The sequence below is a fragment of the Kribbella endophytica genome, assembly GCF_054781295.1.
On sequence record NZ_BAAGUR010000001.1, the window covers coordinates 446,554 to 463,368 of the forward strand.

At 70.6% G+C, this 16,815-nt stretch carries 15 protein-coding genes; 4 read left to right on the top strand and 11 right to left on the bottom strand.

Annotated elements, in window-relative coordinates; all coding sequences use genetic code 11:
- The first annotated feature begins 265 nt into the window (after nt 1-265).
- Nucleotides 266-760 carry a hypothetical protein gene (locus ACYVIO_RS02205; RefSeq protein WP_460648929.1) on the top strand — a complete coding sequence of 165 codons (495 nt, stop codon included), beginning with the start codon at nt 266-268 and terminating at the stop codon, nt 758-760.
- A gap of 33 nt (nt 761-793) precedes the next feature.
- Here the strand turns inward: ACYVIO_RS02205 and ACYVIO_RS02210 are convergent, their stop codons facing one another.
- Entirely contained in the window at nt 794-3,352 is a 2,559-nt protein-coding gene (locus ACYVIO_RS02210; protein WP_460648930.1) for a tetratricopeptide repeat protein, read from the bottom strand.
- Nucleotides 3,353-3,490: 138 nt separating this feature from the next.
- Entirely contained in the window at nt 3,491-6,076 is a 2,586-nt protein-coding gene (locus ACYVIO_RS02215) for a tetratricopeptide repeat protein (RefSeq protein WP_460648931.1), read from the bottom strand.
- Between the two features lie 77 nt (nt 6,077-6,153).
- Between ACYVIO_RS02215 and ACYVIO_RS02220 the strand changes: the two genes are divergently transcribed.
- Complete coding sequence (locus tag ACYVIO_RS02220; protein WP_460648932.1) at nt 6,154-6,504, top strand: hypothetical protein; 351 nt, start codon at nt 6,154-6,156, stop codon at nt 6,502-6,504.
- 84 nt (nt 6,505-6,588) lie between these two features.
- Here the strand turns inward: ACYVIO_RS02220 and ACYVIO_RS02225 are convergent, their stop codons facing one another.
- The 7 genes from ACYVIO_RS02225 to ACYVIO_RS02255 all read right to left on the bottom strand — a co-directional run bounded on the left by ACYVIO_RS02225 (nt 6,589) and on the right by ACYVIO_RS02255 (nt 12,786).
- Nucleotides 6,589-7,518, bottom strand: a complete 930-nt coding sequence (locus ACYVIO_RS02225; protein ID WP_460648933.1) for a proline dehydrogenase family protein — start codon at nt 7,516-7,518, stop codon at nt 6,589-6,591.
- Between the two features lie 167 nt (nt 7,519-7,685).
- Nucleotides 7,686-8,714 (bottom strand): DUF695 domain-containing protein, encoded by a 1,029-nt coding sequence (locus tag ACYVIO_RS02230; RefSeq protein WP_460648934.1) that lies wholly within the window; start codon nt 8,712-8,714, stop codon nt 7,686-7,688.
- Between the two features lie 54 nt (nt 8,715-8,768).
- The gene (locus tag ACYVIO_RS02235; protein ID WP_460648935.1) at nt 8,769-9,506 is read right to left on the bottom strand and encodes an ABC transporter permease; all 738 of its coding nucleotides are present in this window, start codon (nt 9,504-9,506) and stop codon (nt 8,769-8,771) included.
- The gene (locus ACYVIO_RS02240; RefSeq protein ID WP_460648936.1) at nt 9,503-10,225 is read right to left on the bottom strand and encodes an ABC transporter ATP-binding protein; all 723 of its coding nucleotides are present in this window, start codon (nt 10,223-10,225) and stop codon (nt 9,503-9,505) included. Before ACYVIO_RS02240 ends, ACYVIO_RS02235 begins: the two co-directional genes overlap by 4 nt.
- Before the next feature lie 50 nt (nt 10,226-10,275).
- The gene (locus tag ACYVIO_RS02245; RefSeq protein ID WP_460648937.1) at nt 10,276-10,977 is read right to left on the bottom strand and encodes a TetR/AcrR family transcriptional regulator; all 702 of its coding nucleotides are present in this window, start codon (nt 10,975-10,977) and stop codon (nt 10,276-10,278) included.
- Nucleotides 10,974-11,831: a sugar phosphate isomerase/epimerase family protein gene (locus ACYVIO_RS02250; protein WP_460648938.1), complete on the bottom strand. Its 858-nt coding sequence runs from the start codon at nt 11,829-11,831 to the stop codon at nt 10,974-10,976. The genes ACYVIO_RS02245 and ACYVIO_RS02250 overlap by 4 nt, the downstream gene beginning before the upstream one ends.
- Before the next feature lie 22 nt (nt 11,832-11,853).
- The gene (locus ACYVIO_RS02255; protein WP_460648939.1) at nt 11,854-12,786 is read right to left on the bottom strand and encodes a Ppx/GppA family phosphatase; all 933 of its coding nucleotides are present in this window, start codon (nt 12,784-12,786) and stop codon (nt 11,854-11,856) included.
- Nucleotides 12,787-12,942: 156 nt separating this feature from the next.
- On the opposite strand from ACYVIO_RS02255, the gene ACYVIO_RS02260 reads away from it, so the two are divergent.
- Nucleotides 12,943-13,698 (top strand): hypothetical protein, encoded by a 756-nt coding sequence (locus tag ACYVIO_RS02260; protein WP_460648940.1) that lies wholly within the window; start codon nt 12,943-12,945, stop codon nt 13,696-13,698.
- On the opposite strand, the gene ACYVIO_RS02265 is transcribed toward ACYVIO_RS02260, so the two are convergent.
- Nucleotides 13,691-14,641, bottom strand: a complete 951-nt coding sequence (locus tag ACYVIO_RS02265) for an NAD-dependent epimerase/dehydratase family protein (RefSeq protein WP_460648941.1) — start codon at nt 14,639-14,641, stop codon at nt 13,691-13,693. The genes ACYVIO_RS02260 and ACYVIO_RS02265 overlap by 8 nt on opposite strands.
- A gap of 104 nt (nt 14,642-14,745) precedes the next feature.
- Here ACYVIO_RS02265 and ACYVIO_RS02270 point away from each other — a divergent pair, with 104 nt between their 5' ends.
- Nucleotides 14,746-15,378, top strand: a complete 633-nt coding sequence (locus ACYVIO_RS02270; RefSeq protein ID WP_460648942.1) for a VOC family protein — start codon at nt 14,746-14,748, stop codon at nt 15,376-15,378.
- Between the two features lie 13 nt (nt 15,379-15,391).
- On the opposite strand, the gene ACYVIO_RS02275 is transcribed toward ACYVIO_RS02270, so the two are convergent.
- Complete coding sequence (locus ACYVIO_RS02275; RefSeq protein WP_460648943.1) at nt 15,392-16,768, bottom strand: WS/DGAT/MGAT family O-acyltransferase; 1,377 nt, start codon at nt 16,766-16,768, stop codon at nt 15,392-15,394.
- Nucleotides 16,769-16,815: the final 47 nt, after the last annotated feature.

Below are 16,815 nucleotides of genomic sequence, written 5' to 3' on the forward strand. Positions count from 1 at the left end.
ATGGATGACCTTTTGACAGGCCCTGGGGTCCCCCGACCCCTCCAGCGGCGCCCGCGACCGTATCAAGCGCTAGACATCATTCGCCAGTTATGTGCAGGAAGCTGCAAGTCTCAGAAAATCTGTAACGCCAAGCTGTGGGTCAGGTCAGTTCAGCCTCGCCCCGACTGCCCCTGATCGAGTTCGATCGAAAAGTGGGACGGGACCAGGGGGATCGGCCGAGGGTGGAGGAGACAGCACAACCTCCGCCCGAAAGGTCGTTTCTGGAATGAGAAAGATTCTCGGTACCACCAAGCGTGTGTTCGCTTTGGCCGCCGGTGTGATGCTGCTGGGGGCCACTGCGGCCGGTACGGCGGCAGCGGCGCCGGGCCCGGTCGATCTGCGGGACGCGGTGGCCTCCAAGGGTGAGGCCGTCAAGGTGATCGGTGAGGGGATGGGGGTCGCGGCGGCGCCGCCGGCTGGGTGTGTCGGGATCTACACCAGCTGGGGTGCGACCTGTTTCCAGTGGGACGGTGACGACCAGTGGGTGGTCGACCTCGACGCGAACGGCTGGACGACCGTGGCCGGTGTGGACACCAACTACGGCAAGGAGCGTGACTGCGCGGCTCCGGCCGCGGCCGACGGGTGGAAGGAGTGCAAGTACGACCACCGCGAGGGCACCTGCGTGCGTTTCTTCCTGTACGAGAAGAAGGCCAGCGGCGCACTGAACCGCGTCAGCGCGTACTCGGCGTGGTACTCCACCTCCAACGGCGCTCGCTGCTGAGCTGACCTCCCGTCCGCCTGGCCAGTACGGCGGTCAGGCGGACGGGAGTTGCCTTCGTAGGATCGTGTGGTGGCCGGCCGTCGCCAGCCGGCTGCCGACTACCGTGGCCTCCGGGCAGCCGAGGTCCAGGAACGCCGTGTACGCCCGCCACCAGAAGTCCGCTGCCGCGCTCATCAGCCCTTGTGCGGCAAGGATCTCACCGATCCCGGCACAGGCTCGCCCCAGCTCGTAGCGGTCGTCGATGCGGTGCGCCTCGGACAGCACGTACTGGTGCCGGTGCATCCCCTCCGCGAACCTCCCGGCCCGGGTGAGCGCGAAACCACAGTCGTTGGCGACCTCCAGCGTCACCGGCAGACTGCCCACCTCGACAACGAGCTCCAGCGCCTCGGCGTGCCGGGCGAGGGCTTCGTCGATCTCCCCGGCGGCCCGGTGTAGCCGGCCGAGTCCGTTCAGCGCTTCGGCTTCGGCCAGCGGAGCTGCCAACCGGCGAGCCTGGGCGACGGCGGCCTGGAACCCCTGCATCGCCTCGGCGCGCAGGCCGAGGGCCGCGCTCGCCTCCGCGACGTTGGTCAGCGCTTCGGCCTCGTCGCGGGTCCGCTCGCCCAGCTCCTGGCTGATCGCCAGTCCACACCGGAAGTGTTCGAGCGCCGACGCGGCCAGACCGAGCCTCAGCTGGGACCAGCCCAGTTCGGCCAGCGCCGTGGCCTGCCCCGATTTGTTGCCACTAGCATCGAACAGCGCGAGCGCCTGCTGGGCCAGGCGGATCGCGTCGGCGTACCCGCCGAGCCGCCGGTTGCACATCCCGATGTTGACCACGCTGCAGGCCTCACCACCGGGGTGGCCGATGCGGCGGGCCACGGCGAGCGCCTGCTGGTAGGCGGCCCGCGCGTCGCCGTACCGGCCGAGCCGCCAGTAGGTGCACCCGAGGTTGTTGTACGACCGGCCCCGCAGCCGGTCGGTCTCCGCGCAACGCACCGCCTCACGGTGCAGCGCCACCGCGTCGTCGTAGAACGCGGCCGTGTCCAGGTAGCGCTGCAGGATCATCGACAGATCGGTCGCGTACGACGGGTGGCCGAGCTCGCGCGCGGCCAGCGCGGTGGCGATCAGGTTCTGCCGCTCGGCGTCGAGCCAGTCCTGCGCCTCGGGCAGGTCGGCGAACGTGGTCGCCGGGTGCTCACGCAGCATGTCGAGCTGGTTCCGGTCGGCCGGTGCGTACGCGGAGGCGGCCGCCGCGACCAGCGACCGGTAGTGCGTCAGCAAACGGACCACAGCTGCCCGCCGTACTGGCGCAGGGTCCTCGTCCCGCACCCGGTCGGCCGCCAGCAGCCGGACCAGGTCGTGCAGCTCGTAGCGACCGGACCGCTCCTTCAGCAGGCTCGCGTCCAGCAGGTCGGTCAGGTGAATCAGCGCCGTCGACGGCGACACCCCAGCGAGTGCAGCCGCTGCATCCAGGTCCAGGTCGCGACCGGGATGCAGCGTGAGCAGCCGGAGCATCTGGGCGCTGGCCGGCTCGAGTGCCTGGTACGACATCGCCAGCGCGGCAGCCACGCCGTCGTCCAGCCGCAGCCGAGCCCGGTGCCCCAGCAGCCGCTCCAGGTGGTCAGCAGCAGACCAGGACGGCTGGGCGCGCATCCGCGCCGCCAGCACGGCCAGTGCAAGCGGCAGGTGCCCGACCACCTCGGCCAAACGCGCAGCGACGTCAGGCGCATCGTCCAGCACAGCCGCCGTACCGGCTGCACTCCGCAGCAGCGCAGCCGACTCCTCCGGCTCGAACACGTCCAGTCGAACGCGCAGCGCATCAGCCGGGCCAACCAGCCGGCGCCGACTCGTCACCAGCGTCACGCAGGTCGGACTGCCGGCCAGCAACGGCTCGATCTGGTCCTCCGACGCCGCGTTGTCCAGCAGTACGACGGCCCGCCGGTCGCCGAGCAGCTCCCGGAACAACGCAGCCCTCGCACCGAGGCTCAGCCCATGGATCCGGCTGCCGGGCACGTTCAGATGCCGCAGGAACCCGTCCAGTACGGCGGCGGGATCAGCAGGCGGCCGGGCCGGGTCGTAGCCGCGCAGGTTGACCGACAGCTGCACCTCCGCGTCGTGCACAAGCCGGTTGGCCAGGTGCACGGCCAACGTGGTCTTGCCGACGCCAGGCATGCCGTGCACCAGGACGACCTTGCCGCAGCCGAGCCCAGCCATCACCTCAGCCACCGTCTCGTCGCGACCGACGAACGCCTCAGCCTCACCATCCACCGAGTCGGTCACCCGAACGACCGCAGCCTCGGCCGCCAGCCCGGACACCAGCTGATGCGTCTGCCGCCACTCAGCAGCCCGGCTCTCGTCCGGCAGCAGAGCCCGCGCGATGTCGACGACCAGCTCCACGTCCAGCCGCCGGCGGCCAGGTGACAGACACCGGTAGATCGTGTTGTACGCCGGCAGCTCGCCGATGCCACGCTCCTGCCGCGAGCGCACCACTCGGCGGTGGATCTCCCGGTAGGACACTCCCGACCAGCTCTGCAGCCGGCGCAACCGCACGCTCAGCTCGTCGATCGTCCGCACCCCTGCGGGTGACGGCACTTCCCCACTGCCAGCACTCATCGCGGTCAGGCCTCCCCAGGCGACCACGTCCGGCCCAACCGGACGGGGTCAGGGCGAAACCGTGATCACGCAATGTGCCAAGGAGTCTAACCGTCGGTCAGCCGCCGGTTACTGCCCGAAAGTGCAGCGCCCTGTGACCTACGCCTCCGGCGTCCCGAGGTCGCCGAACAGCGCGACGGCGCGCTGCTGATGATCCCGCGCGGCCGCTGCGTTTCCCCGCGCTTCGAGCACGCCCCCCAGACCACGCCAGGCGCGGGCCAGCTCGTACCGGTCGCCCATCGTCTCCGCGTCCGCCATCGCCTGGGCGTGCGCTGCGGTCGCCTCGTCGAGTCGTCCAGCCAACCGAAGCGCCGTTCCGAGGTCATTGCGGACCTCCACTGCCAGAGCCCGGTGGCCGATCTCCAGGACCAGGTCGAGGGCCTCGGTGTGCAGGCGTACGGCGGCGTCGACGTCGCCCTGCGCCAGGCGGATCCGGCCGAGCAGGTTGAGCCCGTCACCCTCGTTGCTGCGGAACTCCACCTTGCGGGACAACGCCAGCGCGCTCTCGCCGTACGTCCACGCCTGGTCCAGCTCGCCGAGGCGCTCGTGGCCGCAGCCGAGGTTCAGCAGCGCGTACGCCTCCTCGCAGGTGTTCTCCCCGAGCCGGCGCGCGACCGTCAGGCCGGTCTCGAACTCGGTCATCGCCTGGTCGGCCAGACCCAGCCGGAGCAGTCCCCAGCCCAGGCCGCCGCGGTGCGTACTGGCCCCCGCGCTCAGCACCTCGTCGGCGTCGACCAGTTCCAGGGCCTCCCGGTAGCAGTCGATCGAGTCGCGGTAGCGACCCAACCGAAAGTGGCCGAGGGCAACATTCCCGAGACACAGCCCGGTGCCGGTCCGGTTGCCGATCCGGCGGGTCAGGTCCAGCGCCTGCTGGTAGCACTCGCGACCCTCGGCGTACCGGCCGAGCCGCCAGTGCACGCAGCCCAGCTTGTTGTGCGCGAGGCTGCGGGTCCGGTCGTCCTCGGCGGTCGCAACGGCGAGCCGGTGGATCACCTCGGCCTCGGCGAAGTAGCCGGAGGTGTCCAGGTAGTAGTGCGCGGACGTCGACACCGCCGTCACCGGTTCGGCCATCCCGGCGTCGGCCGCCGCGCGGGTCACGCTGACCAGGTTCGCCCGCTCGGCCTCCAGCCAGGACCGGGCCTCCGGGCGAGCGGGCATCGGCGGCAGCTCGGCGTCGGTCAGCCGTCCGAACGACCATCGGGCGGCCTCGTGCGGCGCCTGGATCCCGCCGGCCAGCAGAGCGCCTGCGGCGTAGAAGCCAACGATGCGGGTCAGCGCGGTACGGCGGACGCTCCCCGGGTCTTCGTCCCGGGACCGGTCGATCGCGAACACCCGGACCAGGTCGTGGAGCCCGTACCGCCCTGGCCCGATGGTCTGGACGAGGCTGGCCCGGACCAGCTGGTCCAGCTCCGGCCTGACCTCTGCCGGCGGCAGTCCGACGGCCGCGGCCGCGCCGTACTCGTCGAAGTCCCGGCCCGGATGCAGTGCGAGCACCCGGAGCAGCCGGCGGCGTTCTGGCGGCAGCGCCTCGTAGGACAGCGCCAGCGCCGGGCCCACGCTGTCTTCCAGCCGCAGCCGGTCCCTGTGCTCGAGCAGCCGCTCGAGGTGATCGGTCAGCGACCAGGCGGACAGGTCGTTGATCCGCCCGGCGACCACCGCCAAGGCCAACGGCAAGTGGCCCACCAGGTCGGCGATCCGCACCGCGGTGGGCTCGTCCGCCGCGATGGCGGCAGCGCCCGCCGTACGACGAAGCAGCTCCAGCGACTCCGCCCGGCTGAACACCCCGATCGCCAGCACGTGCGCCTCCGGACCGGCGTCGAGCTTGTAGCGGCTCGTCACCAGCGTCCGGCAGCCCGGCGCCAGCAGCGGTCGCAGCTGGTCCTCGCTGGCGGCGTTGTCGAGCACCACCAAGACGTTGCGCTCAGCAACCAACTGCCGGAACCGGCGGACCCGGCCGGCCAGGTCCAGCGCGAGCACCTGACTGCCCGGCACGCCGAGACGCCGCAGGAATCCCTCCAGGACGGCGCCCGGGTCGGCCGGCGTCCGCTCGGGGTCGAACCCGCGCAGGTCGACCGCGAGCTGGACCTCCGTACCGTGTCCGGCGGCCAGCAGGCGGCGTGCCAGATGCCGGGCCAGCTGGGTCTTGCCGACACCGGCCATCCCGTCGATCACCACCGTGCCGACTCCGGCGCGGAGCGCGGCCAGCGCGTCGGCGACCTCGGTCTCCCGCCCGACGAACCCCTCGGGATCAGCCGGGATGCTGCCCGCGACCGTCACGATGCCGGCGTCGGCGGCTCGCCCGGCGACGACCTGGTGCGCCTGCCGCCAGCCCGCGACCAGCGACTCGTCGTCCAGCAGGGCTGCCGCGACGTCGACCACCAGCTCGACGTCCAGCCGGCTCCGTCCCGGCCGCAGGCAGCGGTAGACCGTGTTGTACGCCGGAAGCTCGCTCACCCCACGCCGCCGGCGCGACGCGACGACCCGGCGATGGATCTCGTGGTACGAGATCCCGGCCCAGCTGTGCAGCGCGCGCAGCCGGAGGACCAGCTCGTCCGCGGTCCGGACCCCGTTCGGCTCCGGCGGTGCCGTCGTACCGGTGCGCCCCATCGAACCCCCGTCCTCGGCGCCGCCACGGTCGGAGAACCAGGACGCCGAGTGGTCGAGTTTGGTCGAGAACGGCGACACGGGCAATGCGCGGCGCGCAGGGTCGGTCCGGACACCACCCGCCCCTGAACCAGTGCACGACCCGCTGAGAGGAATCCATGAACACCAGACTCCGCGCCTCGCTCGTCGCCGCCGGGCTCGCCGTCAGCGCGCTGGCCGTGACCGCCCCCGCCGCGTCGGCCGCCCCCGCTCCCGCTCCGACGCAGACCGCCGCGGCGCCCGACTGCGCCGTCCGGAACGCCGGGCCGACCTTCTTCACGATCAGCTGCTACACCCGGGCGACCGGCAACCAGTACCGGGCCGTGGTCCTGTGCACGAACGGCACCTGGCACTTCGGGCCGTGGCGCTACCACACCCTCGACCTGAGCAACCGGTCCCGCGCGAACTGCCCGGCCGGCACCACGCGGCTTCCGGCGTACGACGGGTTCCAGACCCGCATCTACACCTGAGCGGAGCCGCTCACCCGAACGACGACGGCCGGGCCGGGATCCTGCGGGGGATCCGGCCCGGCCGTCGGTCGTTTCGAGGTCCGGCTACTTCTTGCTGATCAGGGAGCGGGCGAAGAACTGCAGGTTGGCCGGGCGTTCGGCCAGGCGGCGGACCAGGTAGCCGTACCAGTCCTCGCCGTACGGGATGTAGACGCGCACGGTGTTGCCCTCGCGGGCCAGGCGGCGCTGCTCGTCGGGGCGGATGCCGTAGAGCATCTGGTACTCGTAGGTGTCCTGCGCGCGGTTGGCGCGGTCGGCCAGCGAGCCGGCGATCGCGATCAGGCGCGGGTCGTGCGAGGCGACCATCGGGTAGCCGTCGCCGTTCATCAGGATCTTCAGCGCCCGGACGTAGGCCTTGTCGACGGCCTGCTTGTTCTGGAAGGCGACCGACTCGGGCTCCTTGTACGCGCCCTTGCACAGCCGGACGCGGGAGCCGGCGTGGGCCAGGTCGACGCAGTCGCCCTCGGTCCGGCGCAGGTAGGCCTGCAGCACGGCGCCGGTCTCGGGGAAGTCCTGCCGCAGCTCGCGCAGGATGCCCAGCGTCGAGTCCGTGGTGGTGTGGTCCTCCATGTCGAGCGTCACCGTCGTACCGGCGTTGCGCGCGGCCAGGCAGATCGTCCGCGCGTTCTCGAGCGCGATCTTCTCGCCGTCGCCGGGCAGCGCCTGGCCGACCGCGGACAGCTTGACCGAGACCTCGGCGTTCTGGGTCAGACCGGCCTCGCCGAGCTGCTTGAGCAGCTCCAGGTACGCGTCGGCGGTGGCGGTCGCCGCGGCCAGGTCGGTGGTGTCCTCACCGAGGTGGTCGAGCGTCACGTTCAGGCCGTTGCTGACCAGCTTCTCGGTGGCCAGGACAGCCTCCGGAGCGGTCTCACCGGCGACGAACCGCGCGACGATGCCGCTGGAGACCGGCAACGACGAGACAGCCTTCTTGATCTGGGGACTGCGGGACACGCCCAGCAGGACTCGCCGAAGCACTCGTGTTCCTCCTCATCGCCCCCTGGCCCCGTATGCCAGGGGTGTCAGCAGGCTACGCGCCTGGACCGGACCGCCCCTAATCGTGTGGCCGGGACCACACCAGTGGCCCGAGTGGTCCGGCTCTCCAGCTTGGCGGATCGCTCCGGCCGGAACAAGCGAATCGCCAGTCAGCTGCCCAGGTGGTTGAGGTTGTGCCAGCCCGGGTCGGGAGTGGTGGTCAGCCTGATCTCACCGTGCGTCCAGCCGGTCGTGGCGGCCTGGAGCTGCGCGGGCGCAGGGGTGCTGCCGTCCACGTAGTAATGCAGAGTGCGGGCGCCGGCGACGGTCTCGTGGGCGAGCAGGCGGCCGGAGTCGCCGAGGCGGTTGGTGAGGTGGTCCTCGAGGTCGCGGAGCTGGTCGAGCATCTCGGCGTCGGGCAGTCCGTCCTCGCGGCCGGCCGGGTACCCGATGGTGACGCCGACGTGGGTGTCCAGGTGCGGCAGGCGGATCGAGCGCAGCGGGACCTCGGTGGTCGCGATCAGGCGATGGCCGTCGATCACGCCCTCCAGCAGACGCCAGGTCGGGTCGCCGTCCTCGGTGGTGAAACCGGCGGCGAACTTGGCGACGGTCGGGAGCAGTTCGCTGATCGGGCGCGCCTCGGCCGGGCGTTCGAGCAGGGTCTCGACGGCGCCGATCCAGGTCTCGGTCATCTCCTCGCCGAGCGACAGGTCGAGCAGGAGGAAGGTGATCCGGCGCTGCGCGTCCTCGGACAGCTGCGGGAAAACAGGATGGTGTACGCCGACGTGGACGGCCGCGGCGCGTTCGTCCGGGTCGATCGCGACGACGGCGTCGTCCGAGGCGACCGGCGGCATGCCCTCGAACTGGATCGTCACCTCCGGCGAGGGCCGCCGCAGGTCGGCGTACTCCCAGAGCCGGTCCGACGGCGGGGCCGCGCGCAACCACCTGCGCGCGACAGCGCGGGTCGCAGGGTCGCCGGCGGCGGTGACCACGAGCGTGTGCTTGGCGTGCAGCCCGGGGCCGAGCTCCCAGTCGAGACCGCCGTGGATAGCGTTGACGTGCTCAGCCAGTACGGCGGAGGTCGAGGCGGGGTCCTTGCGCGCGACCGCGTCGGCGACCAGTTGGGCGCCGGACTCGTTCCACCAGCCCCAGAACCCCTGGATCGGATCCACCGATCGCCGCCGTTTGAAGATGCGCATACCCCCATACTCCCTCGCCGGCGGCCCATGAACCCCCTTCCGCTCCGTCGAGGGTCACGCGGTACGGCGCTTGAGCGTGGCCGCACCCAGCGCGAGCGCGGCCACGATGAAGGCCGTCACGACCAGCGCGTCCACGCCGGCGCCCGCGCCGAATCCGTTGCCCGCGGCAACTCCGGCGACCGCGTCGACGGCGTACGAGAGCGGCAGTACGTCGCTCACCGCATGCAGTACGCCGGGCAACTGGTCGCGCGGAACCAGCAGCCCGCACAGCAGGATCTGCGGGATCATCACCGCCGGCATCATCTGCACCGCCTGGAACTCGGTCGCCGCGAACGCGCTGGCGAACAGGCCCAGCGCCGTACCGAGCACTCCGTCCAGTACGGCGACCACGCCGAGCTGCCAGGCGGCGCCGCGGATGTCGAGATCGAGCGCGTACAAGGAGATCGAGACGACCACACCCGCCTGGACGACGGCGATCAGCGCGAAGGCGAGCGCGTACCCGAGCAGGAAGTCGAGCTTGCCCATCGGCATCGTGAACAGGCGCGCGAGCGTGCCGGTCGAGCGTTCCCGCAGCGTCGCGACCGAGGTGACGATGAACATGATGATGGCCGGGAAGACCGCGAGCAGCGGGCCGCCGACCCGGTCGAAGGTGGACGGCGAGTCGGTGAACATCCACCACATCAGGCTGACCAGCAGGGCCGGGAGTACGACGAGCATGGCGACGGTGCGGTGGTCGCGGCGGAGCTGGGCCAGCACCCGCGCGGCGACGGCGAAGGTGACGCGGGGAGTCATCGGGCACCTGCTTTCCGGTCGATCAGGGTGAGGAAGGCCTGCTCGATGTCGCTGGTCCCGGCCGCGGCGAGCAGCGCGTCGGGGGTGTCGTCGGCGAGCAGGTCGCCGTCGCGCATCAGCAGCAGGCGGTCGCAGCGGCTCGCTTCGTCCATGACGTGACTGGAGACCAGCAACGTGGCGCCCTCGGAGGCGAGGCGGTGGAACAGGTCCCAGAGGTCGCGTCGCAGGACCGGGTCGAGGCCGACGGTGGGCTCGTCGAGGACGAGGAGCTCGGGGTTGCCGAGCAGCGCGGCGGCGAGGGAAGCGCGGGAGCGCTGGCCGCCGGAGAGCTGGTCGACGCGCGCGGTCGCGTGGGAGCGGAGGTCGACGGCTTCGATCACGCGGTCGACGTCTTGTGAGTCCACGCCGAGGACGGCCGCGAAGAAGCGGAGGTTCTCGGTGACGGTCAGGTCGCCGTACACGCTGGGCTCCTGGGTGACGTAGCCGATCCGGCCGCGCAACTTCGCGGCGCCGGCGGGCAGACCGAGGACCTGGACGTCACCGGTGACCTTGGCCTGCAGGCCGACGATCGCGCGGATCAGCGTGGTCTTGCCGCAGCCGGACGGGCCGAGCAGGCCGGTCACCGAGCCGGTCGCGAGATTGCAGTCGATCCCGTGCAGGACCTCGCGGTCGCCGCGCACGACGACCACGCTCCGGCACTCCACCGCGTTTTTCATCATGTGATGAATTTAGGGCGTTCGACGAGGTCCTGGCAAGAGCACAGGCTGGGTCAGTCGGTGAGGTACTGCTGGAGAACGGGGGCGATGCGTTCGATCAGCGTCGGTACGTCGGCCGACGCGAGCGGCTCGAGCTCGAGCAGGTACCGGGTCAGGGCCAGGCCGATCAGCTGGGACGCGACGAGCGAGACCCGCAGGCGGGCGTCGTCACCGCCGATCACCTCGGACACCGGCGCGAGGATCAGCCGGCCGATCCCGTCCCGCATCAACTGCGCGACCTGGTCGCTACTCACCACGCTCCGCAGGAACGCCTTCATCCGCTGCTGGCCGTCGGGTGATTCCCACACCCCGAGGAAGACAGTGACAATCCGTACGCCGAGCTCGTCGCGCGGCCCGTCGAGCACCGTCGCGGCAACCTGCCGCGGGTCGATCGGCAGGGCCATCGCCTCGACGAACAGCTCGTCCTTGCTGTCGAAGTAGTGGTGGACGAGCGCGGCGTCCACCCCGGCCCCACGGGCGACACCGCGCATCGAGGTCGCCGCAAAGCCGTTCCCCGCAAAGGATTCCCGCGCTGCGGCGAGGATCTCGCCGCGGGTGTCCGGGCCGCCGGGCCTACGCCCTCGACCGGCCGCGCCGTCGGACTCCCCGTCGAGGGGAAGACTTGAGGAGGCGGAGGCCGCACGGCCGGCGACGGCTGCCGCCTCGCCCCTCCCCGGGGTGACGGCCGCGTCCTTCCCCGTCTTCCTCGACGTCACGGGGTGAGCTCCGAGACCTCGCCGTCCGGGGTGACGGCGAAGCCGGGGTGGCGGGGGGCGGGAGTGGGGACGAAGTGCTTGCGGGTGAACTCGAGCGACTCGATCAGGTCGACCTCGCGCTCGGAGCGGGTGGCGGCCCGGCGGGTGTTGATCTCGATGATGATGTGCCCGCGGAAGTCCTGGTTCGCCAATCCCTGCAGGAGATCCGCAGCGCGCTGCGTCCCACGACCAGGCACCAGGTGCTCGTCCTTGGCCGAGCCGGTGCCGTCGGTGAGGTGGACGTGCTTCAGCGTGCTGCCCATCGTCGCGGCCAGTTCGACGCAGTCCTGCTCGGCGGTCGACGAGTGCGACAGGTCGAGCGTGGTGTGCGCGTACGTCTGCTCGGTCGGGTCCCAGCTCGGCGCGTACGCCTGCAGCCCCTTGCCCGGCGCGCGCCACGGGTACATGTTCTCGACCGCGAAGATGATCCCGCTCTCCTGCTCCAGCCGCGCGATCCCCTCGACGAACCCGCGCGCGTAGTCGCGCTGCCAGCGGAACGGAGGGTGCACGACGACCACGTCCGCGCCGAGATCCTTCGCCGCCTCGGCCGACCGCTCGAGCTTTCCCCACGGATCGGTCCCCCAGACCCGCTGCGTGATCAGCAGGCAGGGCGCGTGGATCGCGAGCACCGGCAGCTGGTGGTAGTCGACCAGCCGCTTGATCGCGTCGATCTGCGTGCTCAGCGGGTCGATCCCGACCATCACCTCGACGCCGTCGTACCCGAGCCGCGCGGACAGCTCGAAACAGCTGGCGGTCGACTCGGGGTAGACGGAGGCGGTGGACAGGCCGATCTTCGCGGCCGTGCGGGTGCTCATCGGTAAGTGCCTTCGGGGTAGTTCATCGGGGTTGCAGCTGGTCGAGCCGGTTCAGGATGACGCCCTCGCGCAGGGCCCAGGGGCAGACCTCGAGCGAGTTGACGTCGAACAGGTCCATCACCGCGTCCGCGACCAGCGCGCCCGCGACCAGCTGAGTGGAACGGCCGACCGAGACACCGGGCAGGTCGGCGCGCTCGGCCGCGGTCATCGCGATCAGCTTCGGCACCCACTCGGTCAGGTCGTCGCGGTGCAGCGTGCGGGCGACGTACGGGCCGTCGTCGGACGGCGCGGCGCCGCAGATCCGGGCCAGCGAGCGGAACGTCTTGCTGGTCGCGACCGCGCGCTGCGGCTTGCCCGCCCGCAGCACGTCGCCGGCGACCGCGGCCATCTCGACCCGGATCCGCTTGCGCAGGGCCCTGATCTCGTCCTTGTCCGGCGGGTCTTTGTGCAGGCCCTCGCGGGTCAGCCGGCCGGCGCCGAGCGGCACCGACACGGCGATCGTCGGCTCCTCGTCGGACCCGGCCGCGATCTCCAGCGAACCACCGCCGATGTCGAACACGGCCAGCCGTCCCGACGACCAGCCGAACCACCGGCGTACGGCGAGGAAGGTCAGCCGCGCCTCGTCCTGCCCGCTCAGCACCTGCAGGTCGACGTCGCTCTCGGTCCGGACCCGCTCGAGCACGGTCAGCCCGTTCGGCGCCTCGCGCAGCGCGGAGGTGGCGAACGCGAGCACGGACTCGCAGCCCTTGTCCTCGGCCAGCTCGGCCGCCTCCTTGACGAAGGAGACCAGGTTCTCGGCCCCGGAGCGGTCGATGCTGCCGTCCTTCTCCAGGTGCTCGGCCAGCCGCAGCTCGGTCTTGTGCGAGTACGCCGGCAGCGGCGCGGCACCACGATGGGCGTCCACCACGAGAAGGTGGACGGTGTTGGAACCTACGTCGAGTACGCCGAGCCGCATACCCTCACGCTACTGGACAGTCGTCCGGACCACGCCCCGGCCGGTGAGGTCTTCAACGGGATCTGACCTGTCACCTACCGTCCGGCAGGCAGAACGGACGGGCCCGATCGGCGTCAGGATGCCGGAGATCGGTGACGGTGCGCGTACGCTTTTCGGGTGCCTGAGGTTTCTCTCGATTTCCCCCGTGCCTACGTCGAGTTCGTCGACCCCGACGACGCCGATCAGATCTTTCGTTGCGACCTGACCTGGCTGACGTCCAACTGGACGTGCATCTTCGGTGGCGGCTGCAACGGCATCTACAAGGGCCGTCCGAACGACGGCTGCTGCACGCTCGGCGCGCACTTCTCCGACGAGGACGACGAGAAGCGCGTGAAGGGCTACGTCAAGCAGCTCGGCAAAGAGGACTGGCAGTTCCGCAAGGAGGGCAAGACCAACGGCTGGGTCGAGACCGACGACGAGGGCGACCGCAAGACCCGGGTCTGGGACGGCGCCTGCATCTTCCTGAACCGGCCGGGCTTCGAGGGCGGCGCGGGCTGCGCGCTGCACGGCCTGGCGATCAAGCAGGGTGTGCACTTCGTCGAGACCAAGCCGGACGTGTGCTGGCAACTGCCGATCCGGCGGACGTTCCGCGACGTCGAGCGTCCGGACGGTACGTCGTACACGGAGGTCGGCATCGGTGAGTACGACCGGCGCGGCTGGGGTGCGGGTGGGCACGACCTGGACTGGTACTGCACGGGCAACACCGAGGCCCACATCGGCATCGAGGCGGTCTTCGAGTCGAGCAAGGTCGAGCTGCAGACGCTGATGGGGCTCAAGGCGTACGACGTACTGGCGGAGTACTGCCGCCGGCACCTGGAGGCGGCGCGGCCGTTGCTGCCGCACCCCGCCTCCACCGTGACCCGCTCTAGCTGACCTTGCCGTTGGCGACCAGCCAGTCGATCGCCTCGAACGTGGTCTCCAGCGCCGAGTAACGCGGGCGGAAGCCGAGCAGCCGCGCGGCCTTCTCCATCGAGCAGTGCGGGCTGTGCGCGATGTGGTCGTACGTCGTCTGCGCGCTGCGCTCGTCGACGGTTGCCTTCCACTGCTCGAACGGCTGGTAGCTCAGGTTGGCCTCTTGGCCGAAGTGGGCGGCGACCGCCTCGGCGTACCCGCGCAGTGTCAGCGCTCCGTCGGCGACGGCGTGGAAGCTCTCGCCGATCGCAACCGAACGGTTCGCGATCGCGGCCAGGAAGATCCCGGCGACGTCAGCGGCGTGGACGTGCTGGACGGTCTCCAGGCCGAAGTTGGGCAGGGTCAGTTCGGCGCCCTGGGCAAGCTTCTCGAAGACGGCGACGTCGACGTGACCGGCCGGGTTGACCGGCGCCCAGCCCGGGCCGCTGATGTGGCCGGGGTGGATCAGCGTGACCGGCAGGCCGTGGCGGCGCGCCTGGTCGAGCAGGTAGGTCTCGATCGCGGCCTTCTGGATTCCGTAGTCCCCGAAGGGTTTGCGGGGCGTGTCCTCGCGGGTCGGAACGCCGGCGCTCGGGCCGTGGACCCAGATCGTGCCGCAGTGCAGCAGGTGCTGGACCTTGCCGGTGAGCGCCTCGGCGAGCTGCCGGGCGCTGTCCTCGGTGAAACAGATCAGGTCGACCACGATGTCGGGATTCAGCTCGGCGACGCGTCGGCCGAAGGTGCCCTCGGCATCTTCCGCGGCGCGGTCGACCTGGATCAGCTCGACCTGTTTCCACTCCCCGCTCGAGCTGTACGGCGTACTGGTTCCGCGGGTGAGGACGACGACCTCGTGACCGGCTCTCACCAGACCGGGGACGAGGTAGGTGCCGATGTGTCCGGTGCCTCCGACGACGACTGTTCGCATGCCCCGAGCCTGCCCTCCCGGGCCGCGGTTTTCCAGGTAAGGGTGCCCTTTGCTGCGACACCCCGGATCCGCGCCGATTCTCCGATGGGCCCAGAATGACTGGCATGCGCTTGGATCATCTGTCGTACGCGGCCGGACCCGACGGGTACCGCGCCACGGTCGAGCGGCTGTCCGCGCTGCTGGGGGCGGACTTCGTCGACGGTGGCGTACATCCGCGGTTCGGGACCGTGAACCACATTCTCCCGCTGGAGAACGACCGCTACATCGAGGTGGTCGACGTGCTCGACCACCCGGCGTCGGACAAGGCTCCCTTCGGTCAGGCGGTCCGGGCGCGCAAGCAGCTCGGCGGCGGCTGGCTCGGCTGGGTGGTCGCGGTCCGCGACATGGCGCGGATGGAGAAGCGGCTCGGCCGCGACGCCGTACCGGGCAACCGGCACCGCCCCGACGGGGAGAACATCACCTGGCGCCAGATCGGCGTCAAGGGCCTGATGGCCGACCCGCAGCTGCCGTTCTTCATCCACTGGGACGACCTCGGCCAGCACCCGTCGGTCGGCGGCAAGGGCATCAAGCTCACCGCCCTCGAGATCGCCGGCGACCCCACCCGCGTCACCGACTGGATCGGCCACCCGGCCGACCACCTGCTCGACGACCTCGACGTCGCCTGGGTCGGCCCCAACGGCCAGCCCGGTCTCAACGCCGCCGTCTTCCAGACCCCCAACGGCATCGTCCGGCTGTAGTTGCTGTTAGCACCTAAAGTCTCTCCAGGTCCTGCAACGAGTCCTCCAGGTGGTTGAGGAGTCGTTGCAGGTGCGGGACGGTGCGGCGGCAGCCGGTGAGGCCGACGTGGAGCTGGTGGTCGTAGCTGGTGACGCTGATGTTGAGGGCCTGTCCATTGAGAACGATGGACGCGGGATACATGCCCAGCAGGCGTGAGCGGTTCCAGTAGAGGGGACTCTCGACCGGGCCGGGGATGTTGGAGATCACCACGTTGTACGGCGGGGGCGTGCGGCCCGCGAGTCCGGGCAGGACCGCGGCAGGGCCTGCTACGCCGAGGCCCAGGGCGCCGATCATCAGGTTCTGCAAGGGACTCAGCTGCGACAGCATCGTCTTGCCGTAACTGGTCGATTCCATCACCCGGCGGATCCGGCGTTCGGGATCGCGCTCGTCGGTGGCGAGGTCGGCGATCAGCGTCGCCAGCGAGTTGCCGCCGCCGGGTCCTGCGCCTTCGAGTCCTCTGAGGGAGACCGGCACCATCGCCGTCAATCCCTTGTCGGGAAGGGCGTTCTGCTCCTGCAGATAGGTCCGGAGCGCGCCGCCGCACATCGCGAGCATGACGTCGTTCAACGTCGCGCCGGTGATCGCGCGGACCTTCTCGAGCCGTTCCATCGGCCACGACTGCGCGGCAAACCTGCGCGCGCCGGTGATCGACTGGTTGAAGATCGTTCGCGGCGCCTGGAAAGCCACCGAGGAATGCTCCATCAGCAAAGCCCGGACCGCGCTCTTCACCGCGACCGGCGACAATCCGACCAGGTCCGGCACGACGTGCACCAAAGAACTCAGTGACGATTGCTGCGCCGGCTTTTCCTTCACCACCGAGTACGGCGCCGGCATGTTCGTCCGGGTGGGATCAGTGGTGAGTGTTTCCTGCATCAACCGCAACGCACTCACGCCGTCCAGCATCGCGTGGTGAATCTTGCTGTAGATCGCGAACCGGTGTCCTTCGACGCCCTCGATCAAATGCATTTCCCACAACGGCCGCCGCCGGTCGAGCAGCGTCCCGTGCAGCCGTGAGGTCAGCTCGAACAGCTCCCGATAGCGCCCCGGCCGCGCCAGCGCCGACAACCGCACGTGGTACTCGAGATCGATGTCGCCGTCCGGCTCCCACGACCAGTACCCGAGATCGATCGCCCGCCGGCGTACCCGCCGAGCGAAGACCGGATTGAGCGCCTGCCCCGCGATCATCTCCTGGTACAGCCGGGACAGAAAGTCCCGTCCGCCGTCCGGGAAGACCTGATCGCGGCCGGCGTCTTCGGGCAGCTCGAACAGCATCAGCCCACCGACGTGCATGGCCTGCTCCCGGGTCTCCCCGAGCAGGAACATGGCGTCGAGCGGTCCCACCGCGGTCATAAGTCCTCCGCTCCCGACCCGGTTCCACCGACGACTCATGGTCGTCG